The organism is Cupriavidus oxalaticus (genome assembly GCF_004768545.1).
Taxonomy (GTDB): domain Bacteria; phylum Pseudomonadota; class Gammaproteobacteria; order Burkholderiales; family Burkholderiaceae; genus Cupriavidus; species Cupriavidus oxalaticus_A.
Map to the genome: position 1 here is coordinate 1,008,069 of NZ_CP038635.1, position 23,566 is coordinate 1,031,634.

General features: G+C 63.7%; 22 protein-coding genes. All 22 read left to right on the forward strand.

Annotation, left to right across the window (positions count from 1 at the left end):
* Positions 1–31: 31 nt before the first annotated feature.
* The 22 genes from nuoE (at position 32) to urtA (ending at position 23,547) form a co-directional block, all read left to right on the forward strand.
* A complete protein-coding gene (gene nuoE / locus E0W60_RS15490; protein WP_133094164.1) occupies positions 32–529 on the forward strand; it encodes an NADH-quinone oxidoreductase subunit NuoE in 498 nt (165 codons plus the stop codon).
* Between the two features lies 1 nt (position 530).
* On the forward strand, positions 531–1,826 hold the full coding sequence (gene nuoF / locus E0W60_RS15495) for an NADH-quinone oxidoreductase subunit NuoF (protein ID WP_133094165.1): 1,296 nt from the start codon (positions 531–533) through the stop codon (positions 1,824–1,826).
* Positions 1,827–1,838: 12 nt separating this feature from the next.
* Positions 1,839–4,205: an NADH-quinone oxidoreductase subunit NuoG gene (nuoG, locus tag E0W60_RS15500; protein WP_133094166.1), complete on the forward strand. Its 2,367-nt coding sequence runs from the start codon at positions 1,839–1,841 to the stop codon at positions 4,203–4,205.
* 21 nt (positions 4,206–4,226) lie between these two features.
* Positions 4,227–5,291 (forward strand): NADH-quinone oxidoreductase subunit NuoH, encoded by a 1,065-nt coding sequence (nuoH, locus tag E0W60_RS15505; protein ID WP_135704882.1) that lies wholly within the window; start codon positions 4,227–4,229, stop codon positions 5,289–5,291.
* A gap of 62 nt (positions 5,292–5,353) precedes the next feature.
* Positions 5,354–5,845: an NADH-quinone oxidoreductase subunit NuoI gene (gene nuoI / locus E0W60_RS15510; RefSeq protein WP_042884667.1), complete on the forward strand. Its 492-nt coding sequence runs from the start codon at positions 5,354–5,356 to the stop codon at positions 5,843–5,845.
* 175 nt (positions 5,846–6,020) lie between these two features.
* Entirely contained in the window at positions 6,021–6,665 is a 645-nt protein-coding gene (locus tag E0W60_RS15515) for an NADH-quinone oxidoreductase subunit J (RefSeq protein WP_135704883.1), read from the forward strand.
* Positions 6,666–6,681: 16 nt separating this feature from the next.
* Positions 6,682–6,987, forward strand: coding sequence for an NADH-quinone oxidoreductase subunit NuoK (gene nuoK, locus E0W60_RS15520; protein ID WP_029044763.1), 306 nt, complete (start codon positions 6,682–6,684; stop codon positions 6,985–6,987).
* A 58-nt stretch (positions 6,988–7,045) separates the two neighbouring features.
* The gene (nuoL, locus tag E0W60_RS15525) at positions 7,046–9,133 is read left to right on the forward strand and encodes an NADH-quinone oxidoreductase subunit L (protein ID WP_133094169.1); all 2,088 of its coding nucleotides are present in this window, start codon (positions 7,046–7,048) and stop codon (positions 9,131–9,133) included.
* Positions 9,134–9,160: 27 nt separating this feature from the next.
* Positions 9,161–10,627: an NADH-quinone oxidoreductase subunit M gene (locus tag E0W60_RS15530; protein WP_135704884.1), complete on the forward strand. Its 1,467-nt coding sequence runs from the start codon at positions 9,161–9,163 to the stop codon at positions 10,625–10,627.
* Between the two features lie 18 nt (positions 10,628–10,645).
* Positions 10,646–12,121, forward strand: a complete 1,476-nt coding sequence (gene nuoN, locus E0W60_RS15535; RefSeq protein ID WP_133094171.1) for an NADH-quinone oxidoreductase subunit NuoN — start codon at positions 10,646–10,648, stop codon at positions 12,119–12,121.
* A 13-nt stretch (positions 12,122–12,134) separates the two neighbouring features.
* Complete coding sequence (locus E0W60_RS15540; RefSeq protein ID WP_133094172.1) at positions 12,135–12,443, forward strand: DUF2818 family protein; 309 nt, start codon at positions 12,135–12,137, stop codon at positions 12,441–12,443.
* Between the two features lie 43 nt (positions 12,444–12,486).
* Positions 12,487–13,122, forward strand: coding sequence for an NUDIX domain-containing protein (locus tag E0W60_RS15545; protein ID WP_195428132.1), 636 nt, complete (start codon positions 12,487–12,489; stop codon positions 13,120–13,122).
* Between the two features lie 170 nt (positions 13,123–13,292).
* Complete coding sequence (locus tag E0W60_RS15550) at positions 13,293–13,748, forward strand: DUF1178 family protein (protein WP_133094173.1); 456 nt, start codon at positions 13,293–13,295, stop codon at positions 13,746–13,748.
* 97 nt (positions 13,749–13,845) lie between these two features.
* Positions 13,846–15,048 (forward strand): acyl-CoA dehydrogenase family protein, encoded by a 1,203-nt coding sequence (locus tag E0W60_RS15555; protein WP_135704885.1) that lies wholly within the window; start codon positions 13,846–13,848, stop codon positions 15,046–15,048.
* A 22-nt stretch (positions 15,049–15,070) separates the two neighbouring features.
* Positions 15,071–16,189, forward strand: coding sequence for an acyl-CoA dehydrogenase family protein (locus tag E0W60_RS15560; protein WP_135704886.1), 1,119 nt, complete (start codon positions 15,071–15,073; stop codon positions 16,187–16,189).
* Positions 16,190–16,365: 176 nt separating this feature from the next.
* Complete coding sequence (locus E0W60_RS15565) at positions 16,366–16,809, forward strand: MaoC family dehydratase (RefSeq protein WP_133094176.1); 444 nt, start codon at positions 16,366–16,368, stop codon at positions 16,807–16,809.
* A gap of 36 nt (positions 16,810–16,845) precedes the next feature.
* Entirely contained in the window at positions 16,846–17,322 is a 477-nt protein-coding gene (locus E0W60_RS15570) for a MaoC family dehydratase (RefSeq protein WP_135704887.1), read from the forward strand.
* Positions 17,323–17,963: 641 nt separating this feature from the next.
* Positions 17,964–18,926, forward strand: a complete 963-nt coding sequence (gene cyoA / locus E0W60_RS15575) for a ubiquinol oxidase subunit II (protein ID WP_135704888.1) — start codon at positions 17,964–17,966, stop codon at positions 18,924–18,926.
* A gap of 14 nt (positions 18,927–18,940) precedes the next feature.
* The gene (gene cyoB / locus E0W60_RS15580; RefSeq protein WP_133094248.1) at positions 18,941–20,914 is read left to right on the forward strand and encodes a cytochrome o ubiquinol oxidase subunit I; all 1,974 of its coding nucleotides are present in this window, start codon (positions 18,941–18,943) and stop codon (positions 20,912–20,914) included.
* Positions 20,915–20,919: 5 nt separating this feature from the next.
* Entirely contained in the window at positions 20,920–21,558 is a 639-nt protein-coding gene (gene cyoC / locus E0W60_RS15585; RefSeq protein WP_063241489.1) for a cytochrome o ubiquinol oxidase subunit III, read from the forward strand.
* Positions 21,558–21,935 carry a cytochrome o ubiquinol oxidase subunit IV gene (cyoD, locus tag E0W60_RS15590; RefSeq protein ID WP_135704889.1) on the forward strand — a complete coding sequence of 126 codons (378 nt, stop codon included), beginning with the start codon at positions 21,558–21,560 and terminating at the stop codon, positions 21,933–21,935. The genes cyoC and cyoD overlap by 1 nt, the downstream gene beginning before the upstream one ends.
* A gap of 355 nt (positions 21,936–22,290) precedes the next feature.
* On the forward strand, positions 22,291–23,547 hold the full coding sequence (urtA, locus tag E0W60_RS15595; protein WP_135704890.1) for an urea ABC transporter substrate-binding protein: 1,257 nt from the start codon (positions 22,291–22,293) through the stop codon (positions 23,545–23,547).
* The last annotated feature ends 19 nt before the right edge of the window (positions 23,548–23,566 follow it).

Genomic DNA, 23,566 nt, shown 5'->3' on the forward strand with positions numbered 1-23,566 from the left:
GCGCTGCCTCCGCCGTTTTACTGCAATGACCATGCTATCAGCAGAAGCTCTCAAGGAAATCGATCGCGCGATCGCGAAGTATCCGGCCGACCAGAAGCAGTCGGCCGTGATGGCGGCGCTTGCCGTGGCACAGGGCGAGGTGGGCTGGGTTTCCCCCGAAGTCATGCAGTTCGTCGCCAACTACCTCGAGATGCCGCCCGTGTGGGTGGAAGAGGTGGCGACCTTCTACAACATGTACGACACCAAGCCGGTGGGCAAATTCAAGCTCGCCGTCTGCACCAACCTGCCGTGCGCCCTGTCGGGTGGCGAGCGCGCTGGCGAGTACCTGAAGCGCAAGCTCGGGATCGACTACAACGAGACCACCGCTGACGGCTGCTTCACCCTGAAAGAGGGCGAGTGCATGGGCGCTTGCGGCGACGCGCCGGTGATGATCGTCAACAACACCCGCATGTGCAGCTTCATGAGCGACAACAAGCTCGACGCGCTTGTCGACGAGCTGAAGGCTGAAGCCGCCAAGGGGGGCAAGTAACATGACCAGTCTGCACGACCGCCATATCCAGCCGCTGATCCTGGCCGGCCTGGACGGCAAGAATTGGCACCTGGAAGACTACGTCAAGCGTGGCGGCTACCAGCAACTGAAGCGCATCCTGACCGAAAAGATCCCGCCCGAGCAGGTGATCGCCGACGTCAAGGTCTCGGGCCTGCGTGGCCGCGGCGGCGCGGGCTTCCCGACCGGCCTGAAGTGGAGCTTCATGCCGCGCACGTTCCCGGGCCAGAAGTACCTGGTCTGCAACACCGATGAAGGCGAGCCTGGCACGTTCAAGGATCGCGACATCATCCGCTACAACCCGCATTCGCTGATCGAGGGCATGGCCATCGGCGCGTACGCGATGGGCATCACCGTGGGCTACAACTACATCCACGGCGAGATCTGGAACGAGTACAAGATCTTCGAGGAAGCCCTCGAAGAGGCGCGTGCTGCCGGCTTCCTGGGCGACAACATCCTGGGCTCGGGCTTCAGCTTCCAGCTGCACGCCCACCACGGCTATGGCGCCTACATCTGCGGCGAGGAAACCGCGCTGCTGGAATCGCTGGAAGGCAAGAAGGGCCAGCCGCGCTTCAAGCCGCCGTTCCCGGCCAGCTTCGGCCTGTATGGCAAGCCGACCACCATCAACAACACTGAGACCTTCGCCGCGGTGCCGTTCCTGCTGGCCGTCGGTCCCGAGAACTACCTGAAGCTGGGCAAGCCGAACAACGGCGGCACCAAGATCTTCTCGGTCTCCGGCGATGTCGAGCGTCCCGGCAACTACGAGATCCCGCTGGGCACGCCGTTCGCCAAGCTGCTGGAACTGGCCGGCGGCATGCGCGGCGGCAAGCGCATCAAGGCGGTGATCCCGGGCGGTTCGTCCGCGCCGGTGGTGCCGGGCGACCTGATGATGGCGTCCGACATGGACTACGACTCGATCGCCAAGGCCGGCTCGATGCTGGGCTCGGGCGCGGTGATCGTGATGGACGAGACGCGCTGCATGGTCCGCTCGCTGCTGCGCCTGTCGTACTTCTATTTTGAGGAATCGTGCGGGCAGTGCACGCCGTGCCGCGAAGGCACCGGCTGGCTGTATCGCATGGTCAATCGCATCGAACACGGAGAAGGGCGCCAGGAAGACCTGGACCTGCTCAACAACGTCGCGGAAAACATCATGGGCCGCACCATCTGCGCGCTCGGCGATGCCGCGGCGATGCCGGTCCGCGGCATGCTCAAGCACTACTGGAAAGAGTTCGAATATCACGTCGAACACAAGCAGTGCATGGTTCCGGCCTACATCTAAGCGTGGCAGAACATGGTTGAACTAGAGATCGACGGCAAGAAGGTTGAGGTTGCTGAGGGCAGCCTGGTGATGGAAGCGGCCCGCAAGCTGGGCACCTACATCCCGCACTTCTGCTACCACCGCAAACTGTCCATCGCGGCCAACTGCCGCATGTGCCTGGTCGAGGTCGAGAAGGCCCCGAAGGCGCTGCCTGCCTGCGCCACGCCGGTGACCCCCGGCATGAAGGTCTTCACCAATTCGGAGAAGGCAGTCAAGGCGCAGAAGTCCGTGATGGAATTCCTGCTGATCAACCACCCGCTGGATTGCCCGATCTGCGATCAGGGCGGCGAGTGCCAGCTGCAGGACCTGGCCGTGGGCTACGGTGCCTCGGAGTCGCGCTACAAGGAAGAGAAGCGCGTGGTGTTCCACAAGAACGTGGGCCCGCTGATCTCCATGGAGGAGATGACCCGCTGCATCCACTGCACCCGCTGCGTGCGCTTCGGCCAGGAAGTGGCCGGCGTGATGGAACTGGGCATGCTCAACCGCGGCGAGCACTCGGAGATCACCACCTTCGTCGGCAAGACGGTTGACTCGGAACTGTCGGGCAACATGATCGACCTGTGCCCGGTCGGCGCGCTGACCAGCAAGCCGTTCCGCTACTCGGCCCGCACCTGGGAACTGGCCCGCCGCAAGTCGGTTTCGCCGCACGACGGCCTTGGCGCGAACCTGGTGGTGCAGACCAAGAACCAGCGCGTGATGCGCGTGCTGCCGCTGGAAAACGAAGACATCAACGAGTGCTGGATCTCTGACAAGGACCGCTTCTCGTATGAAGGCCTGAACAGTGCCGACCGCCTGACCCGCCCGCTGCTGAAGCAGGGCGGCGAATGGATGGAAACCGACTGGCAGACCGCGCTGGAATACGTGGCCAATGGCCTGGCTGGCATCAAGCGCGAGCATGGCGCCGACCAGATCGCCGCGCTGGCCAGCCCGCACAGCACGCTGGAAGAACTGTTCCTGCTGGGCAAGCTGGTGCGTGGCCTGGGCAGCGACAACGTCGACTTCCGCCTGCGCCAGTCCGACTTCTCGGCCGCGCTGAAGGGCGCGCCGTGGCTCGGCCTGCCGGTGGCTGACGTCACCGCGCTGCAACGCGTGCTGGTAATCGGCTCGTCGCTGCGCAAGGATCATCCGCTGCTGGCTTCGCGCCTGCGCCAGGCGACCAAGAAGGGCGCCCGCGTGGCCGTGCTGGGTGCCGGCGGTGAAGACCTGCTGATGCCGGCGACCCGCATCGACGTGGCGCCGTCCGGCTGGACTGCCGCGCTCGCCGGCGTGGCCCGTGCCGTGGCCGCCGCCAAGGGCGTCGCCGCCCCGGCCGGCACCGATGGTTTCGATGGTGGCGACACCGCCGCCAAGGTGGCGGAAGCGCTGCTGCAGGGCGAGCGCCGTGCCGTGTTCCTCGGCAACGAGGCCGTGCGTCATCCGCAGTTCTCGGCGCTGCATGCGCTGGCACAGTGGATCGCCACCGAAACCGGTGCGACGCTGGGCTTCCTGACCGAAGCGGCCAACACCGTCGGCGGCTACGTCGCAGGCGCGCTGCCGAAGCAAGGCGGCGCCAACGCGCAGGCAATGCTGGACACGCCGCGCAAGGCCTACATCTTGCTGAACACCGAGCCGGAATTCGACACCGCCGATCCGGGCAAGGCCCTGGCTGCACTGTCGCAGGCCAACACGGTGGTGGTGCTGTCGCCGTTCCGTTCGGAAGCTGCCATGCAGTACGCCGACGTGATCCTGCCGGTAGCGCCGTTCACCGAAACTTCGGGCACCTTCGTCAACTGCGAAGGCAAGGCACAGAGTTTCAACGGCGTGGTTCGCGCACTGGGCGAGTCGCGTCCGGGCTGGAAGGTGCTGCGCGTGCTGGGCAACCTGCTGGACGTTGCCGGCTTCGACTACGAAACCGCCGAGTCGGTCCGTGCCGAAGTGCTGTCGGCCCCGGTCGAGGCACAGCTGGACAATGCCACCGACGCGCCGATCCGCGTTGCCGCCGCTGCCGCCAACGGCATCGAACGCATCGCCGACGTGCCGATCTACCACGCCGACCCGATCGTGCGCCGCGCCGACTCGCTGCAGCTGACCGCTGCCGCGCGCCGCGCCATGCAGATCGCGCTGCCGGCCGACCTGTTTGCGCGCCTGGGCATCCAGTCGGGCGACCCGGTCCGCGTCACGCAAGGGCAGGGCAGCGTGGTGCTGCCGGCCGTGCTCGAAGCCACGCTGCCGGCCAACACCGTGCGCGTGCCGGCGGCAACGCCGGCGGCCATGGGCCTGGGCGGCATGTTCGGCACGGTCACCGTAGAGAAGGCCATCGACCTGGCACCGGCCAAAGCCGGCGCCGTGGCCACGGCGTAAGAACAAGAGCGAGAAGAAGACATGATTGACTGGATTACCTCGCAAGGGCAGGGCGTACTGGGCGCGTACTGGACGCCGCTGTGGATCCTGATCCGCGCCGTGCTGATCGTGGTGCCCCTGCTGCTGTGCGTGGCTTACCTGATCCTGTGGGAGCGCAAGCTGATCGGCTGGATGCACGTGCGTCTGGGCCCGAACCGCGTCGGCCCGCTCGGCCTGCTGCAGCCGATCGCCGACGTGCTGAAGCTGCTGCTCAAGGAAGTCATGATGCCGACGCAGGTCAGCCGCGGCATGTACCTGATCGCGCCGCTGATGGTGCTGATGCCTGCCGTCGCGGTCTGGGCCGTGATTCCGTTCCAGGCCGATGTGGTGATGGCGGACGTCAACGCCGGCCTGCTGTACGTGATGGCGATCAGCTCGGTCGGCGTCTACGGCGTGATCCTGGCCGGCTGGGCCTCGAACTCCAAGTACGCCTTTATCGGCGCCATGCGTGCCGCGGCACAGATGGTGTCGTATGAAATCGCCATGGGCTTCGCGCTGGTGACGGTGCTGATGGTTGCCGGCAGCCTGAACCTGTCGGCCATCGTCAACGGCCAGAACACCGGCTACTTCGCCGACATGGGCATCAACATCCTGTCGTGGAACTGGCTGCCGCTGCTGCCGATGTTCGGTGTCTACTTCATCTCGGGCGTGGCCGAAACCAACCGCCACCCGTTCGACGTGGTGGAAGGCGAGTCGGAGATCGTGGCCGGCCACATGATCGAATATTCGGGCATGGGCTTCGCGCTGTTCTTCCTGGCCGAATACATCAACATGATCATCATCTCGGCGATGACCTCGTTGATGTTCCTGGGCGGCTGGGCACCTCCGTTCTCGAGCGTGATCACCAACGCGGTCCCCGGCTTCTTCTGGCTGTTGATCAAGGTTTTCCTGCTGCTGTCGGTCTTTATCTGGCTCCGCGCCTCGTTCCCGCGCTACCGCTATGACCAGATCATGCGCCTGGGCTGGAAGGTGTTCATTCCGCTGACCGTGGCGTGGCTGATCATCGTGGCGATCTGGATCAAGTCGCCCTGGAACATCTGGCATTGAACGGCCAAAGGACAGTGTGTGCCGCGGCACGCACCGTTTGGAAATACTAGGAAGCAATCGTCATGCTGCTCGCCATCAAGGACTTCTTCAACAGCCTGCTCCTGAAGGAACTCTTCAAGGGCATGGCCGTGACCGGCCGCTATCTCTTCGCGCGCAAGATCACTGTCCAGTTCCCGGAAGAGAAAACGCCGATCTCGCCGCGCTTCCGTGGCCTGCACGCGCTGCGCCGCTATCCGAACGGCGAAGAGCGCTGCATTGCCTGCAAGCTGTGTGAAGCGGTGTGCCCGGCGCTGGCCATCACCATCGAGTCGGACGTGCGCAACGATGGCACGCGCCGCACCACCCGCTACGACATCGACCTGACCAAGTGCATCTTCTGCGGTTTCTGCGAAGAGGCCTGCCCGGTCGACGCCATCGTGGAAACGCAGATCCTGGAGTACCACGGCGAGAAGCGCGGCGACCTGTACTTCACCAAGGACATGCTGCTGGCAGTGGGCGACCGCTACGAGCCGCAGATCGCGGCGGCCAAGGCTGCCGACGCCAAGTATCGCTGACCGGCGCATGCGCCAAACGGCAGGGCGGCCACCAGTAACAGACCTGGCTGCTTCTGCCACCGAATTTGAATACGGTCCCTCCAATGCGAGGGGCCAAAGCAAGGATGCCGCAGGAGCGGGCCACCCGAAGGGGAAGGCTTGTGCCGGACGGCCCTGAGAGGATCCGATAGGAACCATGGAACTCACGACCACCATCTTCTATGTCTTTGCGCTGGTGCTGGTGCTCTCCGCACTGAAAGTCATCACTGCGAAGAACCCGGTGCATTCCGCACTGTTCCTCGTGCTGTCGTTCTTCACGGCAGCCGCGATCTGGATGCTGCTCAAGGCGGAATTCCTCGCCATCCTGCTGGTGCTGGTCTATGTCGGCGCGGTGATGGTGCTGTTCCTGTTCGTGGTGATGATGATCGATATCGACATCGAGCACCTGCGCCGCGACTTCTGGACCTACGTGCCGATGGCCTCGGTGGTGGGCGCGCTGATCATTGCCGAGATGGCGATCGTGCTGGTGCGCAACTTCATCGGCACCACCACGCCGGTGGCCGCCAGCGGTTCGCAGGAGCCGGGCTACTCGAACAGCGCCGCGCTCGGCAAGCTGATCTACACCGACTACATCTACGCCTTCGAAGTGGCCGGCATCATCCTGCTGGTGGCCATCATCGCCGCCGTGGCGCTGACCCTGCGCCGCCGCAAGGACACCAAGGCCCAGGACGTGTCGGCGCAGCTGCGCACCCGCCGCGACGAGCGCGTGCGCCTGGTGCCGATGCAGGCCGATGTCCAGAACCCGCAGACGGAAGCCGCGGCTGCCGCCAATAAGAACTAAAGCCCGGAGAAACGCTGTGCTCTCTCTCGCCCACTTCCTCGTGCTCGGTGCGATCCTGTTTGCGATCAGCATCGTCGGCATCTTCCTGAACCGCAAGAACGTGATCGTGCTGCTGATGGCGATCGAACTGATGCTGCTTGCGGTGAACATCAACTTTGTCGCCTTCTCGCATTACCTGGGCGACCTGGCTGGTCAGGTTTTCGTTTTCTTCATCCTTACGGTGGCCGCCGCCGAGTCGGCAATCGGTCTGGCAATCCTGGTCGTGCTGTTCCGCAACCTGGATACGATCAACGTGGACGACATGGACACCCTGAAGTACTGATCCGTGCCGCACTACGCAGATAACCAAGACTCACCGACCGCACACCAATAAGCGTCCTATGGCAACCACGCTCAACCCCAACCTGCTGCTCGCGATCGCGCTGGCGCCGCTAGCCGGCTCAGCGATCGCCGGCCTGTTCGGTACCAAGTTCTTTGGCCTGTTTTCCTCGGAGTCGCGCGGCGGCCGGATCGTGGCCCACACCTCGACCATCCTGGGCGTGGCCATTTCCTTCGTGCTGTCGGTGATGGTGCTGCTCGACGTGATGAACGGCGCCGGCTACAACGGCACCGTGTACGAGTGGATGGCCATCGGCGACCTGAAGATGGAGGTCGGCTTCCTGGTCGACTCGCTGACCGCGATGATGATGGTCGTGGTGACCTTCGTCTCGCTGATGGTGCATATCTACACCGTCGGCTACATGGACGGAGACCCCGGCTACAACCGCTTCTTTGCCTACATCTCGCTCTTCACCTTCTCGATGCTGATGCTGGTGATGAGCAACAACTTCCTGCAGCTGTTCTTCGGCTGGGAAGCGGTGGGCCTGGTGTCGTACCTGCTGATCGGCTTCTGGTACACGCGCCCGACCGCGATCTTCGCCAACCTGAAGGCGTTCCTGGTCAACCGTGTCGGTGACTTCGGCTTTATCCTGGGCATCGGCCTGCTGCTGGCCTACAGCGGCAGCATGAACTACACCGAAGTATTCGCCGCGCGTGACCAGCTGGCTACCGTGGTTTTCCCGGGCACCGACTGGATGATGATCACCGTCGCGTGCATCTGCCTGTTCATCGGCGCGATGGGCAAGTCGGCGCAGTTCCCGCTGCACGTCTGGCTGCCTGACTCGATGGAAGGCCCGACCCCGATTTCCGCACTGATCCACGCGGCAACGATGGTGACGGCCGGCATCTTCATGGTCGCGCGCATGTCGCCGCTGTTCGAGCTGTCGGACGCCGCGCTGTCGTTCGTGCTGGTGATCGGCGCCATCACCGCGCTGTTCATGGGCTTCCTGGGCATCATCCAGAACGACATCAAGCGCGTGGTCGCTTACTCGACGCTGTCGCAGCTGGGCTACATGACCGTGGCGCTGGGTGCGTCGGCCTATTCGGTGGCCGTGTTCCACCTGATGACCCACGCCTTCTTCAAGGCGCTGCTGTTCCTGGGCGCGGGCTCGGTCATCATCGGCATGCACCACGACCAGGACATCCGCAACATGGGCGGCCTGCGCAAGTACATGCCGATCACCTGGATCACCTCGCTGGTGGGTTCGCTGGCGCTGATCGGCACGCCGTTCTTCGCGGGCTTCTACTCCAAGGACTCGATCATCGAGGCCGTGGCCGAGTCGCATATCGCCGGTTCGGGCTTTGCCTACTACGCCGTGCTGGCTGGCGTGTTTGTGACCGCGTTCTACTCGTTCCGCATGTACTTCCTGGTCTTCCACGGCAAGGAGCGCTGGGGCCAGAACCATGCGCACCAGCACCATGAGGGCGACCACGAGGACGAGGAAGTCTCGCTCGACCACCACCATGGCCTGTCCGCCGGCGAGAAGCCGCACGAGTCGCCGTGGGTGGTGACGCTGCCGCTGGTGCTGCTGGCGATTCCGTCGGTGATCATCGGCGCCATCGCGATCGAGCCGATGCTGTTCGGCAACTTCTTCAAGATGGGCGTCGCGTTCAAGGACGTGATCTTCGTCGGCGAGAACCACCACGCCATGGCCGAGCTGAAGGAAGCCTTCCACGGCTGGGTGCCGATGGCGCTGCACTCGCTGACCACGCCCGTGCTGTGGCTGGCCATTGCCGGTGTCGTGCTGTCGTGGTTCTTCTACATGAAGCGCCCGGATATCCCCGAGGCTATCGCGAACCGCTTCTCGGGCCTGTACAAGCTGCTCGACAACAAGTACTACATGGACGCCATCAACCAGGCCGTGTTCGCCCGCGGCGCACGCCTGCTCGGTACCGGCCTGTGGAAGGGCGGCGACCAGAGCGTGATCGACGGCCTGTTCGTCAACGGCGCGGCGCGTGTGGTGGCTTCGTTCGCTTCGGCCAGCCGCTACCTGCAGTCGGGCTATATCTACCACTACGCATTTGCGATGATCGTCGGCATGCTGGTGCTGCTGACGCTGACGGTCACCGGTGTGATCGGCACCAAGTGATAGGCACCAAGTAAGGAAAACATAGAAATGGTTCTGTCTTTCTCAATCTGGCTGCCTGTCTTTTTCGGCCTGCTGATCCTGGCCTTCGGCTCGGACCGCAGCCCGGGCTTCGTGCGGTGGATGTCGCTGTTCGGCTCGATCGCCAGCTTCGTCGTGACGCTGCCGCTGGTATTCCACTTCGACCGTGCCAGCGCGGCGATGCAGTTCATCGAAAAGGCGAACTGGATCGAGCGCTTCAACATCCATTACCTGCTGGGCGTCGACGGTATCTCGATGTGGTTCGTGGTGCTGACCGCATTCATCACGGTGATCGTGGTGATCTCGGCCTGGGAAGTGATCACCGAGCGCGTGGCCGAGTACATGGCCTCGTTCCTGATCCTGTCCGGCTTGATGGTCGGCGTGTTCTGCGCGCTCGACGGCATGCTCTTCTACGTGTTCTTCGAAGCCACGCTGATCCCGATGTACATCATCATCGGCGTCTGGGGCGGCGCGAACCGTGTGTACGCGGCCTTCAAGTTCTTCCTGTACACGCTGCTGGGCTCGCTGCTGACCCTGGTCGCGCTGCTGTACCTGTACAACAAGACCGGCACGTTCGACATCCTGCAATGGCACCAGGCCAAGCTGTCGATGAACGAGCAGATCGCGATCTTCATTGCCTTCTTCGTCGCCTTCGCGGTCAAGGTGCCGATGTGGCCGGTGCACACCTGGCTGCCCGACGCCCACGTGGAAGCGCCGACCGGCGGTTCGGTGGTGCTGGCCGCCATCATGCTGAAGCTGGGCGCCTACGGCTTCCTGCGGTTCTCGCTGCCGATCGCGCCTGACGCGAGCCACTACCTGGCTCCGTTCATCATCACGATCTCGCTGATCGCCGTGATCTACATTGGCCTGGTGGCGCTGGTGCAGGCCGACATGAAGAAACTGGTGGCGTACTCGTCGATCGCCCACATGGGCTTCGTCACGCTGGGCTTCTTCATCTTCAGCGATATCGGCGTTGAAGGCGGCATCATCCAGATGATCTCGCACGGCTTTATCTCGGGCGCCATGTTCCTTTGCATCGGCGTGCTGTATGACCGCGTGCACTCGCGCCAGATCGCCGACTACGGCGGCGTGGTGAACACCATGCCGAAGTTCGCCGCGCTGTCTGTGTTCTTCGCGATGGCCAACTGCGGCCTGCCGGCTACCTCGGGCTTCGTCGGTGAATTCATGGTGATCCTGGGCGCCGTCAAGTTCAACTTCTGGATCGGCCTGCTGGCTGCCACCGCCCTGATCTTCGGCGCTGCCTATTCGCTGTGGATGGTCAAGCGCGTGATCTTCGGCGACGTCGTGCACCAGCACGTGCGCGAGCTGGTCGACCTGAACAAGCGTGAGTTCGTCATGCTCGGCCTGCTGGCCATCATGACGCTGTATATGGGCCTGCACCCGAAGCCCTTTACCGACGCGATGCACCCGTCCGTGGTCAACCTGCTGCAGCACGCGGCGCAGTCCAAGCTGTAAGCGGGGAGAGAAATCATTATGCAACCGTCCTCGACACTCGCCCCCGTGGCGCCGATTATCTTCCTGGCGATCGCCATTGGCGCGGTCAACTGGATCGACCTTGCACGCGGCAGGGGCAAGCAAAGCGTGGCTTATCCGCTGTCGCTGCTGACCACCCTGGTACTGACCGTATGGTTCGGCCTGAACGCCGCCAGCGGCGAGACGCACTACGCGTTCTCCAACCTGGTGGTGATCGACCCGATGGCCAACGTGCTGTCGGCGTTCTGCGCCGCCGGCCTGTTTGTCACGCTGGTCTATACGCGCAGCTACCTGGCCGATCGCAACATGTTCGCCGGCGAGTTCTACCAGCTCGCGCTGTTCACGCTCGGCGGCCAGATCGTGATGATCACCGGCAACAACTTCCTGACCCTGTACCTGGGCCTGGAACTGCTGTCGCTGTCGTCGTACGCGCTGGTGGCGCTGCGCCGTGAATCGCGCGTGACCTCGGAATCGGCCATGAAGTACTTCGTGCTGGGCGCGCTGGCTTCGGGCTTCCTGCTGTACGGCATCTCGATGATGTACGGCGCCACCGGTTCGCTGAACCTGGGCGAGGTGTTCCGCGTGGTCGAGTCGGGCCGCGTCAATACCACGATGCTGGCCTTTGGCGTGGTGTTCATCGTCGCCGGCCTGTCGTTCAAGCTGGGCGCCGCGCCGTTCCACATGTGGATCCCGGATATCTACCAGGGTTCGCCGACCGCGGTGACGCTGCTGATCGCGGGCGGCCCGAAGGTTGCCGCGTTCGCGCTGTTTATCCGCGTGCTGGTGGAAGGCCTGCTGCCGCTGGCCAATGACTGGCAGATGATGCTGGTGGTGCTGTCGATCGTGTCGCTGGCGATCGGCAACCTGACCGCCATCGTCCAGTCCAACCTGAAGCGGATGCTGGCGTACTCGACCATTTCGCACATGGGCTTCGTGCTGCTGGGCCTGCTGTCGGGCGTGGTGGCCAACAAGGCTGACGGCGCCGCCGATGCGTACAGCTCGGCGATGTTCTATTCGGTGACCTACCTGCTGACCACGCTGGGCACCTTCGGCATCATCCTGCTGCGCACCACCAAGGGCTTCGAGGCCGAGACGCTGGAAGACCTGAAGGGCATGTCGCGCCGCAACCCGTGGTTCGCCTTCCTGATGCTGGTGATGATGTTCTCGCTGGCCGGCATCCCGCCGACCGTGGGCTTCTACGCCAAGCTGGCCGTGCTGGACGCGGTAATCAAGGCTGGCATGAGCTGGCTCGCCGTGGTGGCGGTGATGTTCTCGCTGATCGGCGCGTTCTACTACCTGCGCATCGTCAAGCTGATGTACTTCGATGAGCCGGCTGGCGAAGAGCAGCTGGAAGCGACCGCCGGCCTGCGCTCGATGCTGACGCTGAACGGCGCCGCCGTGATCGTGCTGGGCTTCTTCCCGGCCGCGCTGATGAACCTGTGCTACCAGGCCATCCGCTCGACCCTGGGCTCCTGATCGGCCAACGTCCATGAGCGCATCCGCAAGCGGCTGGTTTGTCATACTGCTGGCACTGATCAGTGCAAACCTGCCGTTTGTGAACCAGCGCCTGTTCATGGCGATCCCGCTCCGGTGGGCGCGCAAGCCGCTGTGGCTGCGCCTGCTGGAGCTGATCGTCTGGTACGCGGTGGCCGGTGCCGCCGGTTTCGCCGTCGAGGCCAGCCTCGGCAATGCCTTCCCGCAGGGCTGGCAGTTCTACGCCATCACCGCCTGCATGATGCTGGTGTTCGCCTTCCCGGGCTTCACCTGGCAATACCTCGTCAAACACCGCACGGCCTGAAGCCGGTCTTGTCGGCGCCGGGCCTGCCTGATCCGGAGCGTTCATGACCGACAAGATCCAACGCGGCACCCAGTCTCTCGCCGACCCCGCCGGCCACACCGCGAACGACGACGCACTGAAGGAAGTCTGCGTCGCCTCGGCCACGGTCCATCGCGGCAAATTCCTCACCCTGAAGCAAGACATCGTCCGCCTGCCCGATGGCAAGCAGACCGGGCGCGAGTACATCGTGCATCCGGGCGCGGTGATGATGATCCCGTTGTTCGACGATGGCACCGTCCTGATGGAACGGCAGTTCCGCTATCCGGTCGGCGAAGTCATGCTGGAATTCCCGGCCGGCAAGCTCGACCCGCAAGAGGGCGCGCAACGCTGCGGCGAGCGCGAGCTGCAGGAAGAGACCGGCTATACGGCCCGGCGCTGGGACTACCTGACTCGCATCCACCCGGTCATCTCCTACTCGACCGAATTCATCGACGTCTTCCTGGCGCGCGACCTGACGCACGGCGAGGCGCAGCTGGACGATGGCGAGTTCCTGGAGACGTTCATCGCGCCGGTGGGGCAGGTGATCGACTGGGTGCGCAGCGGCCGCATCAGCGATGTGAAGACCATCATCGGCGCGTTCTGGCTGGAGAAAATCGTTTCCGGCGCGTGGCAGCCGGGCGAGCAAACGGTGCCGGGCTGACTCGCTCCGGCAGCGGGGCGCGCACTGCGCTAAGCTGGTTGTGGGGCGATAAACGTATGTGCTGAACACTGCATGTTCGTTCTACGAACGGTCGTTCGAAAAAATTTAGCACGACCGTTCACAAAATTTCGATTCGCGGATAATATAGCTTTTGACGGGCTGGAAAGATCATGAAGGTGCTCGACCTGCGCTGCGCGCATGACCATCGTTTCGAGGGCTGGTTTGCCTCGGAGGAAGAAGCGCAGTCGCAAATCGCGCGCGACCTCGTCCAATGCCCGGTCTGTGGCGACCATGCCGTGACGCGGCTGCCCAGCGCGCCGCGCCTGAACCTGTCAGGCGCGACCGCGCCGAAGGCGGCTGGCAAGCCGGCGCAGCCAGCGGCAACCGCCGCGGCACCGGCGGCACTGCAAGCGCTGTACATGAAGGCAGTGAAGCAGGTGCTGGCCCAGACCGAGGACGTTGGCGACCGCTTTGCCGAGGAGGCGAGGCGCATGCACTACGATGAAGCGCCGGAACGCGGAATCCGCGGCTCGGCTTCGCCGGAGGAAGTGCAGGCGCTGGCCGAGGAGGGCATCGAGACTTTCCCGCTTATCGTGCCGGATGCGCTGAAGCAGACGGCTCACTGAATTGCGTCCTGTGCCCGTTGCTGTCGGCGCATGACGCGCAAGGCAGAACAAACCGCCGGCAGCCTGAGACGATGCCGGCACCATCATGGAGACGGGCATGGATCTCAACTACTCGGCGTCCGACAACGCCTTCCGCGAGGAAGTGCGTAGCTGGCTCGAAGCCAACTTGCCGGCGGACATCCGCAGCAAGATTCTCAACCACCGCCGTCCGAACCGCGACGACCTGGTGCGCTGGCACAAGATCCTCGCCGGCAAGGGCTGGTCGGCGCCGCACTGGCCCGTCCAATTCGGCGGCACCGGCTGGAACGCCACCCAGCGCCATATCTGGGACGAAGAGAATGCCCGCGTCGGCGCGCCCGGCGTGCTGCCGTTCGGCGTGGCCATGGTTGCGCCCGTGATCATGAAGTACGGCAACGAGCAGCAGAAGTCGTACTACCTGCCGCGCATCCTGGACTGCACCGACTGGTGGTGCCAGGGCTATTCGGAGCCGGGCTCGGGTTCGGACCTGGCCTCGCTGAAGACCCGCGCCGAGCTGACTTCGGACGGCAAGCACTACATCGTCAACGGCCAGAAGACCTGGACCACGCTCGGCCAGCACGCCGACATGATCTTCTGCCTGGTCCGCACCGATCCGGAAGCCAAGAAGCAGGAAGGCATCTCGTTCCTGCTGATCGACATGAAGACCCCGGGCATCACCGTGCGCCCGATCATCATGCTGGACGAAGAGCATGAAGTGAACGAGGTCTTCTTCGACAACGTCAAGGTGCCGGTCGAGAACCGCGTCGGCGAAGAGAACAAGGGCTGGACCTACGCCAAGTACCTGCTCGGCCACGAGCGTACCGGCATTGCCCGCGTGGGCAACTCCAAGCGCGAGCTGGGCTTCCTGAAGCGCGTGGCGCGCCAGCAGCAGAAGAACGGCAAGCCGCTGCTGGAGGATCCGGTGTTCGGCGCCAAGGTGGCCGCGCTGGAAATCGAACTGATGGCGCTGGAGATCACGGTGCTGCGCGTGGTGTCGAGCGAAGCCGCCGGCAAGGGCCCCGGTCCCGAGGCGTCGATGCTCAAGATCAAGGGCACCGAGATCCAGCAGCTGCTGACCGAGTTGATGGTCGAGGCCGTCGGCCCGTACGCCCAGCCGTTCGACACGGCCTACCTGGAGTGCGAGACCGAGCATGCGGTGACCGGCTACGACGACGCCGCGCCGCTGTCCGCGTACTACTTCAACTATCGCAAGACCTCCATCTACGGCGGGTCCAACGAAATTCAGAAGAACATCATCAGCCAGATGATTCTGGGGCTGTGAGGACAGGAAGGAGATAGGTAACATGAACTTCAATCTCAGCGACGAACAGAAGCAACTGGCCGACGCCGTCCGCCGTTTTGTCGAGAAGGACTACGGTTTCGAGGACCGCAAGAAGAACTACGAAAGCGCCGCCGGCTACGGCGAATCCGCGTGGGGCTCGCTGGTCGAGCTCGGCCTGACCGCGCTGCCGGTGCCGGAAGCGCAGGGTGGCTTCTCGGGCAAGGCGCTCGACATGATGGTGGTCCAGCAGGAGCTGGGCCGTGGCCTGGTGGTCGAGCCGTACCTGGCCACCGTGGTGGGTGCCTACGCACTGGGCCTGGCCGGCGGCCAGGACGCGCTGCTGGAGCAGGTCGCCGGCGGCGAGCTGAAGCTGGCCGTGGCCTTCAACGAGCCGCAGGCGCGCTATGAGCTGAACAACGTGCGCGTTACAGCCCGCGACGGCAAGCTCAACGGCCGCAAGACCGTGGTGCTGCACGGCGGCCAGGCCGACAAGCTGATCGTGTCGGCGCGCAGCAGCGGCGGCGATGCCGACCAGGACGGCATCTCGCTGTTCCTGGTGGATGCCAAGGGCGCCGGTGTCAGCATCAAGGACTATCGCACCATCGACAACCTGCGCGCGGCCGACATCACGTTCCAGGACGCGCCGGCGCAACTGCTGGGCGAGGCCGGCAAGGGCTTCGCGCTGGTCGAGCAGGTGGCCGACTATGCCGCGGTGCTGCTGTGCGCCGAGGCCGTGGGCGTGATGGACACGCTCAACGCCGCCACGCTGGAATACGCCAAGACGCGCCAGCAGTTCGGCCAGCCGATCGCACGCTTCCAGGCGCTGCAGCATCGCATGGTCGAGATGTTCATCCATGCCGAGCAGTCGCGTTCGATCACGCTGCTGGCCGCCGCCCGTTTTGAAGAGGCCACGCCGGAAGAGCGCCGCCGCTACGTTTCCGCCGCCAAGGCGCGCGTGGGGCAGGCAGCGCGCACGGTCGGCCAGGAAGCGGTGCAGATCCACGGGGGCATGGGCGTGACCAACGAACTGCCGGCCGCGCACATGTTCAAGCGCCTGACGCTGATCAACACCACCTTCGGTGACGTGGATCACCACCTGGGCCGGTTTGCCGCCCAGCCGGGGTTCCAGGAAGCAGCCTGATCCTCTCGTCTGCCATGCCAGTCAAAACCGCGCCGTATTCCCAGGCGCGGTTTTTTTCTTTGCGCGCTGTTAGGGACGGGTTCGGCAAATACGGACGCTGAGCCGTGGCATGCATGCGATCATCGTCGGGACAAGGCCGTCGCCATCCCAGGCTAACAATTACGGAGAGACAAGCAATGCTGTATTTCGAGGACTTTGAGGTCGGCAGCCGCCGCGAACTGGGCTCCTACGTCGTCACCGAGGAAGAACTCCTCGCCTTTGCCCGCCAGTACGACCCGCAGCCGTTTCATATCGACAAGGAAGCGGCTGCCAAGAGCATCTACGGCGGACTGATCTCGAGCGGCTGGATGACTTGCTCGATCATGATGCGCCTGCTGGTGCTGAGCACCACCGGCAAGTCGGCCAGCATGGGCTCGCCCGGCGTGGACGAGATCCGCTGGATCAAGCCGGTCTATGCCGGGGACACGCTGACCGTGGTGCTCAACGTGCTGGACACGCGAGCCTCGCAATCGAAGCCGGACCGCGGCATCGTGCATACCCAGTGGGAAGCCACCAACCAGCGCGGCGAACTGGTCTGCACCGTCAAGGGCATGGGCATGTACGGCCGCCGCCCCGCATAACGACACATCCACCCACCCATCGAGGAGACAACCGAAATGCGTACCATCGCAACGCTGGAAGAGCTGGAAGGCCTGCAAGGGCAGGAAGTCGCGGTCAGCGACTGGATGGAGGTGACCCAGCAGCAGGTCAACCAGTTTGCCGAGGCTACCGGCGACCACCAGTGGATCCACGTCGACGTGGAGCGCGCCAAGAAGGAGTCGCCCTATGGCGCCCCGATCGCCCATGGCTTCCTGACGCTGTCGCTGCTGCCCAAGTTCATGCACAACGCGCTGCACATGCCGTCGAAGATCGGCGTCAACTATGGCCTGAACCGCGTGCGCTTCACCGCGCCGGTGCCGGTGGGCAGCAAATTGCGGGCACGAATCAAGCTGCTCAAGGTCGAACGGCTCGATCCGCTGCCAAAGTCGCCGGAACTGGTGGGTGCGCAGTCCACCTGGGAGGTGACGATCGAGCGCGAGGGCAGCGAGCGCCCGGTATGTGTCGCGGAGTCAATTTCCCGCCGCTACGGATGACCCCACATCCACCGTGTGGTGTTGAGGTGCGACAAAGGTTCTGACGCACTGCGACAATATGCCACACGAAAATGTCGCACCCACAAAGCCGCGCCAATGCGCGGCTTTATGCATATTTATAGGCGAAATTGTGATCTTGACGGCAATCAAGTGCTGCGATGCGGCGACAGCACATGATTGTCCGTTTATCTGAACTCTGTGTTCTGTGGCGTTGGGTTTACCCTCAATGTTGCGTTGCGGTACATTCGCGCCCACGATGTTTTACGTGTTGCGCTCCCCGGCCGAAAACCGCGCTTGCCACCAGGTTGCTGAAGGCAAGTCCGTCGGGAAGTGCAAAAACCTCGTATTCCAACGCTACCCGGCCGCTGTACTGAGCCGGGACCGTTCGCGGTTTCGGCCACCAGGTGCCGCAGCGCCGGCAAGGTCCCACAGGGCCTGCAGCGCGCGCAGTCAGTTGTCCTTCCGTGTTCATGGCGTTGCAAGGCCGCATGGTCCTCCGGCGTTAGATTCGCCGCCCGACCGCAACGCCAGCTAAGGACACGTCCTTCCGGTTTTCCCATAGCCCCACGCCTCTTGCGCGAGCATCAGGCGGTTTAGCCACGCTTTTGCCCAAAGCGCGGTGTAACCAAACCAGTCGTGACATGAAGAAACCAATACTGCCGCGTTGGACGCGGTTCCTGCCCTGCCTCGGCCTGCTCCTGCTGGCCGGCTGCAACATGACGCTGCTCGACCCGAAAGGGCAGGTTGGCGTCGATATCAAGAACATCATCCTGATCGCCACCTGGCTCATGCTGCTGGTGGTGGTGCCGGTGATCGTGCTCACGCTGGTGTTCGCCTGGAAGTACCGCGCGTCCAATACCAAGGCGCGCTACGAGCCGGACTGGTCGCACTCGACCGCGATCGAAGTGGTGGTGTGGCTGATCCCGTGCCTGATCATCATCGCGCTGGGCATCATCACCTGGAAGTCCTCGCACGACCTGGACCCGTACAAGCCGCTGGAATCGAACAAGAAGCCGGTCACCGTCGAGGTGGTGGCGCTGAACTGGAAGTGGCTGTTCATCTATCCGGAACTGAAGATCGCGACCGTCAACCAGATCGCGTTCCCGGTCGACACCCCGGTGAACTTCAAGATCACCTCGGATTCGATCATGAATTCGTTCTTCATCCCGCAACTGGGCAGCCAGGTGTACGCCATGGCAGGGATGGAGACCAAGCTGCACCTGATCGCCAACCATGCCGGCTCGTATGACGGCGTGTCCGCCAACTACAGTGGCGGCGGCTTCTCGGGCATGAAGTTCAAGGCGGTCGCCATGTCGAACTACGAGTTCGACGAGTGGGTCGCCAAGGTTCGCGCCTCGTCGACCGAACTGGGCGTTGAAGGCTACAAGACGCTGGCACAACCCAGCGAGAGGGAGCCGGTCACGTACTACGGCAAGGTGGAAGACCAGCTCTTCCACAACATCCTGCACAAGTACATGGACCACAGCGGCACTGCGGTTGCCGACAGGGGTTTCAAGGGCGGCCCGATCTGCACGTCGCGCAATACCCTCGGTGAAGAGCAGCTGTCGATGACCACGCCGGCCAAGCTGCCGGCGGGCGCGTAATCCTGGGAGCAATGATGTTTGGCAAGTTGAGTTTGTCGGCGATTCCGTTTCATGAGCCGATCATCATGGTCGTGCTGGCCGGCGTCGCCCTGGGCGGTGCCGCGCTGCTGGGCGCGATCACCTATTTCAAGAAGTGGGGCTATCTCTGGAATGAGTGGTTCACGTCCGTCGATCACAAGAAGATCGGCGTGATGTACTGCCTGGTCGCGCTGATCATGCTGCTGCGCGGCTTTGCCGACGCGGTCATGATGCGTACCCAGCTGGCGCTCGCCACCAATGGCGCCACCGGCGTGCTGCCGCCCGAGCACTACGACCAGATCTTCACCGCCCACGGCGTGATCATGATCTTCTTCGTGGCCATGCCGCTGATGACCGGCCTGATGAACCTGGTCGTGCCGCTGCAGATCGGCGCGCGCGACGTGGCCTTCCCGTTCCTGAACACGCTGTCGTTCTGGCTGTTCGTGGCGGGCGCCATGCTGGTCAACGTCTCGCTGGGCGTCGGTGAATTCGCCAAGACCGGCTGGCTGGCCTACCCGCCGCTGTCGGGCCTGGATTACAGCCCTGGCGTGGGGGTGGACTATTACCTCTGGAGCTTGCAGATCTCGGGCCTGGGCACGCTGCTGACCGGCGTGAACTTCCTGGTGACGATCCTGCGCATGCGCGCCCCGGGCATGACCCTGATGCGCATGCCGGTGTTCACCTGGACCGCGCTGTGCACCAACGTGCTGATCGTGGCCGCCTTCCCGGTGCTGACCGTGACGCTGGCGCTGCTGGGCCTGGACCGCTACATCGGCACCCACTTCTTCACGAACGACGGTGGCGGCAACGCCATGATGTACGTGAACCTGATCTGGATCTGGGGCCACCCCGAGGTGTACATCCTGATCCTGCCGGCGTTCGGTATCTTCTCTGAAGTCATCTCCACGTTCTCGGGCAAGAAGCTGTTCGGCTACAAGGGCATGGTGTACGCGACCGCCGCGATCATGGTGCTGTCGTTCATCGTGTGGCTGCACCACTTCTTCACGATGGGCTCGGGCGCCAACGTCAACGCGTTCTTCGGCATCACGACCATGATCATCTCCATCCCGACCGGGGTGAAGATCTTCAACTGGCTGTTCACCATGTACCGCGGCCGGGTCCAGATGACCTCGCCGGTGCTGTGGACGCTGGGCTTCATGATCACCTTCGTGATCGGCGGCATGACCGGCGTGCTGATGGCCGTGCCGGCTGCCGACTTCGTGCTGCACAACAGCCTGTTCCTGATCGCCCACTTCCACAACGTGATCATCGGCGGCGTGCTGTTCGGCTACCTGGCCGGCATCACCTACTGGTGGCCGAAGGCGTTCGGCTTCACGCTGAACGAGCGCCTGGGCAAGTGCGCCTTCTGGTGCTGGCTGGTGGGCTTCTACTTCGCCTTCATGCCGCTGTACGTGCTGGGCCTGATGGGCATGACCCGCCGCCTGAACCACACCGACAACCCGGCGTGGACGCCGTGGCTGTACCTGGCCGTGGTGGGCGTGGTGTTCGTGGCGCTGGGCATCTTCTTCCAGGTGCTGCAGATCGTCGTGTCGATCCGCGACCGCAAGAAGCTGGCCGACGTGACCGGCGACCCGTGGGGCGGCCGTACCCTGGAGTGGGCCACCTCGTCGCCGCCGCCGTTCTACAACTTCGCGCACACTCCGGTGGTGCGTGACCTGGACGCGTTCGCCGACATGAAGGCCCGCGGCGAGACCCTGCCGACCGAAGGCTACGAGAAGATCCACATGCCCAAGAACACGGGCGCGGGCTTCATCATCGGTGCCTTCAGCCTGGTGTTCGGCTTTGCCCTGACCTGGCATATCTGGTGGATGGCCATCGTTGGCCTGGTGGGCATGGTGTGGGCGTTTATCCACCGCAGCAACGACGACCATATCGACTACTACGTGCCGGCCACCGAGGTCGAGCAGATTGAAACGCGCCATCTGCAGCGCATTGCTTCGCAAGCCTGAGAACCATGTCGACTCAAGTCCTAGACCGCATCCCCGCGCAGGCCGGCGCCTCGGCCCACGCCGACGCGCATGACCATGCGCACCACGATACCAGTGCCAATACGGTGTATGGCTTCTGGATCTACCTGATGAGCGACTGCATCATCTTCGCCGGGCTGTTCGCGACGTTCGCCGTTCTGCGCGGCGAGCTGGCAGGCGGCCCCTCGGCGAAGGAGCTGTTCGAGCTCAACTACGTGCTGGTGGAGACCTTCATCCTGCTGTTCTCCTCGATCACGTACGGCATGGCGATGATCTCGCTGCAGAACCGCAGCCTCAAGCACGTGCAGACCTGGCTCGGCGTGACGTTCCTGCTGGGCGCGGCGTTCATGGCGATGGAAATCAACGAGTTCCACCACCTGATCGCCGAAGGCGCCGGGCCGGGCCGCAGCGCGTTCCTGTCGTCGTTCTTCACGCTGGTCGGCACCCACGGCCTGCACGTCGCCAGCGGCATGCTGTGGATGATCGTGCTGATGTGGCAGCTGGGCAAGAAGGGCATCACCCCGACGCTCAGCAAGCGCCTGATGTGCCTGTCGCTGTTCTGGCACTTTCTGGACGTGGTCTGGATCGGCGTGTTTACCGTGGTCTACCTGATGGGACATCTGTGATGGCACAACACAACGCACCGGCGGCGCACGCCACTCGTGATTCGCATGGCGCGCATGCCGCGCACGACTCGCACAGCACGCACGCCAGCTTCAAGGGCTACGCGATCGGCTTCATCCTGGCGGTGATCCTGACCGTGATCCCGTTCAAGCTGGTGATGGACGGCAGCATGGACAAGGGCACGATCCTGTGGATCATCCTAGGCATGGCCGCGGTCCAGATCCTGGTCCACCTGAAGTACTTCCTGCACCTGGACACGTCGTCCGACCAGCGCAGCAACGTGATCGCGCTGCTGTTCACGGCGCTGATCCTGGTGATCGTGGTGGCGGGTTCGCTGTGGATCATGCACAACCTGAACACCAACATGATGGTGATGTAAGGACTGGCGTCCTGGCATCGAAAAACGGGGCCCCGCGAGGGGCCCCGTTTTTATTTGCGCCGCCGGCCGTTGGCATGGTGCCCGGCCCTGGTGCGGTGGTGCGCACCGGCTGGCGCCTTTCGCAAGCGGCGTGCACAGAATTGCGTCGCTGCACGGGAGTGGTGCGTTCGCCGCCCGCACAGCTCTGGTGCGCGGGGGCTGGCACGGATCGCGGCACACCCCGCGCGGCGCGCCAGCACGCCGTCTGCCGCCGGCGGGGCGGGTATCAGCTCGTTTATCAAAGTGGCACGCTAGTTGCAGATGCATCACCCTGGGGAGCGTAGTCCCTGACCAACACCACAAACGGGAGCTGCAAATGCAACGACGTGACATGCTGAAGCTGTCGGCCATCGCCGCCGCGGCAATGATCGGTACCAGCCCGCTGGCCATGGCGCAGTCCAAGGAGCCGATCAAGATCGGCATCCTGCACTCGCTGTCCGGCACGATGGCCATCTCGGAGACGTCGCTGAAAGACGTGGCCCTGATGACCATCGACGAGATCAACAAGAGCGGCGGCGTGCTCGGCCGCAAGCTCGAGCCGGTGGTGGTGGACCCGGCGTCCAACTGGCCGCTGTTCGCCGAGAAGGCGCGCCAGCTGGTCAGCAAGGACAAGGTCGCGGTGACCTTCGGCTGCTGGACCTCGGTGTCGCGCAAGTCCGTGCTGCCGGTCTATGAAGAGCTGAACTCGCTGCTGTTCTACCCGGTACAGTACGAAGGCGAGGAAATGTCCAAGAACGTCTTCTACACCGGCGCCGCGCCCAACCAGCAGGCGATCCCGGCGGTGGAATACCTGATGAGCAAGGAAGGCGGCGGTGCCAAGCGCTTCTTCCTGCTGGGCACCGACTACGTTTACCCGCGCACCACCAACAAGATCCTGCGCGCCTTCCTGAAGAGCAAGGGGGTTGCCGACAAGGACATCGAAGAAGTCTACACCCCGTTCGGCCACAGCGACTACCAGACCATCGTCGCCAACATCAAGAAGTTCTCGCAGGGTGGCAAGACCGCAGTGATCTCCACGATCAACGGCGATTCCAACGTGCCCTTCTACAAGGAACTGGGCAACGCCGGCCTGAAGGCCAAGGACGTGCCGGTGGTGGCGTTCTCGGTGGGCGAGGAAGAACTGCGCGGCATCGACACCAAGCCGCTGGTCGGCCACCTGGCGGCGTGGAACTACTTCATGTCGGTCAAGAACGCACAGAACGACGCCTTCAAGAAGCAGTGGGCGGCCTGGGTCAAGGCCAACAACCTGCCGGGCGGCGACAAGCGCGTGACCAACGACCCGATGGAAGCCACCTACGTCGGCATCCATATGTGGGCGCAGGCCGTGAAGAAGGCCGGCACCACCGATACCGACAAGGTGCGGGCGGCGATGTACGGCCAGACCTTCAAGGCGCCGGACGGCTTCACGCTGACCATGGGCGAGAACCACCACCTGTACAAGCCGGTGATGATCGGCGAGGTGAAGGGCGACGGCCAGTTCTCGGTGGTGTGGAAGACGCCGAAGGCAGTGCGTGCGCAGCCGTGGAGCCCGTTCATCGCGGGCAATGAAGGGAAGCCGGACAAGGTGATGTAAGCCTCTTTTGCTTGCCACC

Excerpts from the sequence above, each read along its gene's own strand:
- E0W60_RS15550 (WP_133094173.1), top strand. The coding sequence starts at position 13,293 with ATGAAGGTGCTCGACCTGCGCTGCGCGCATGACCATCGTTTCGAGGGC.
- nuoF (WP_133094165.1), top strand. The coding sequence starts at position 531 with ATGACCAGTCTGCACGACCGCCATATCCAGCCGCTGATCCTGGCCGGC.
- E0W60_RS15560 (WP_135704886.1), top strand. The coding sequence starts at position 15,071 with ATGAACTTCAATCTCAGCGACGAACAGAAGCAACTGGCCGACGCCGTC.
- cyoC (WP_063241489.1), top strand. The coding sequence starts at position 20,920 with ATGTCGACTCAAGTCCTAGACCGCATCCCCGCGCAGGCCGGCGCCTCG.
- urtA (WP_135704890.1), top strand. The coding sequence starts at position 22,291 with ATGCAACGACGTGACATGCTGAAGCTGTCGGCCATCGCCGCCGCGGCA.
- cyoA (WP_135704888.1), top strand. The coding sequence starts at position 17,964 with ATGAAGAAACCAATACTGCCGCGTTGGACGCGGTTCCTGCCCTGCCTC.
- E0W60_RS15565 (WP_133094176.1), top strand. The coding sequence starts at position 16,366 with ATGCTGTATTTCGAGGACTTTGAGGTCGGCAGCCGCCGCGAACTGGGC.
- E0W60_RS15515 (WP_135704883.1), top strand. The coding sequence starts at position 6,021 with ATGGAACTCACGACCACCATCTTCTATGTCTTTGCGCTGGTGCTGGTG.
- nuoN (WP_133094171.1), top strand. The coding sequence starts at position 10,646 with ATGCAACCGTCCTCGACACTCGCCCCCGTGGCGCCGATTATCTTCCTG.
- cyoD (WP_135704889.1), top strand. The coding sequence starts at position 21,558 with ATGGCACAACACAACGCACCGGCGGCGCACGCCACTCGTGATTCGCAT.
- nuoL (WP_133094169.1), top strand. The coding sequence starts at position 7,046 with ATGGCAACCACGCTCAACCCCAACCTGCTGCTCGCGATCGCGCTGGCG.
- E0W60_RS15545 (WP_195428132.1), top strand. The coding sequence starts at position 12,487 with ATGACCGACAAGATCCAACGCGGCACCCAGTCTCTCGCCGACCCCGCC.
- nuoG (WP_133094166.1), top strand. The coding sequence starts at position 1,839 with ATGGTTGAACTAGAGATCGACGGCAAGAAGGTTGAGGTTGCTGAGGGC.
- E0W60_RS15555 (WP_135704885.1), top strand. The coding sequence starts at position 13,846 with ATGGATCTCAACTACTCGGCGTCCGACAACGCCTTCCGCGAGGAAGTG.
- E0W60_RS15540 (WP_133094172.1), top strand. The coding sequence starts at position 12,135 with ATGAGCGCATCCGCAAGCGGCTGGTTTGTCATACTGCTGGCACTGATC.
- nuoH (WP_135704882.1), top strand. The coding sequence starts at position 4,227 with ATGATTGACTGGATTACCTCGCAAGGGCAGGGCGTACTGGGCGCGTAC.
- E0W60_RS15530 (WP_135704884.1), top strand. The coding sequence starts at position 9,161 with ATGGTTCTGTCTTTCTCAATCTGGCTGCCTGTCTTTTTCGGCCTGCTG.
- E0W60_RS15570 (WP_135704887.1), top strand. The coding sequence starts at position 16,846 with ATGCGTACCATCGCAACGCTGGAAGAGCTGGAAGGCCTGCAAGGGCAG.
- cyoB (WP_133094248.1), top strand. The coding sequence starts at position 18,941 with ATGTTTGGCAAGTTGAGTTTGTCGGCGATTCCGTTTCATGAGCCGATC.
- nuoE (WP_133094164.1), top strand. The coding sequence starts at position 32 with ATGCTATCAGCAGAAGCTCTCAAGGAAATCGATCGCGCGATCGCGAAG.
- nuoI (WP_042884667.1), top strand. The coding sequence starts at position 5,354 with ATGCTGCTCGCCATCAAGGACTTCTTCAACAGCCTGCTCCTGAAGGAA.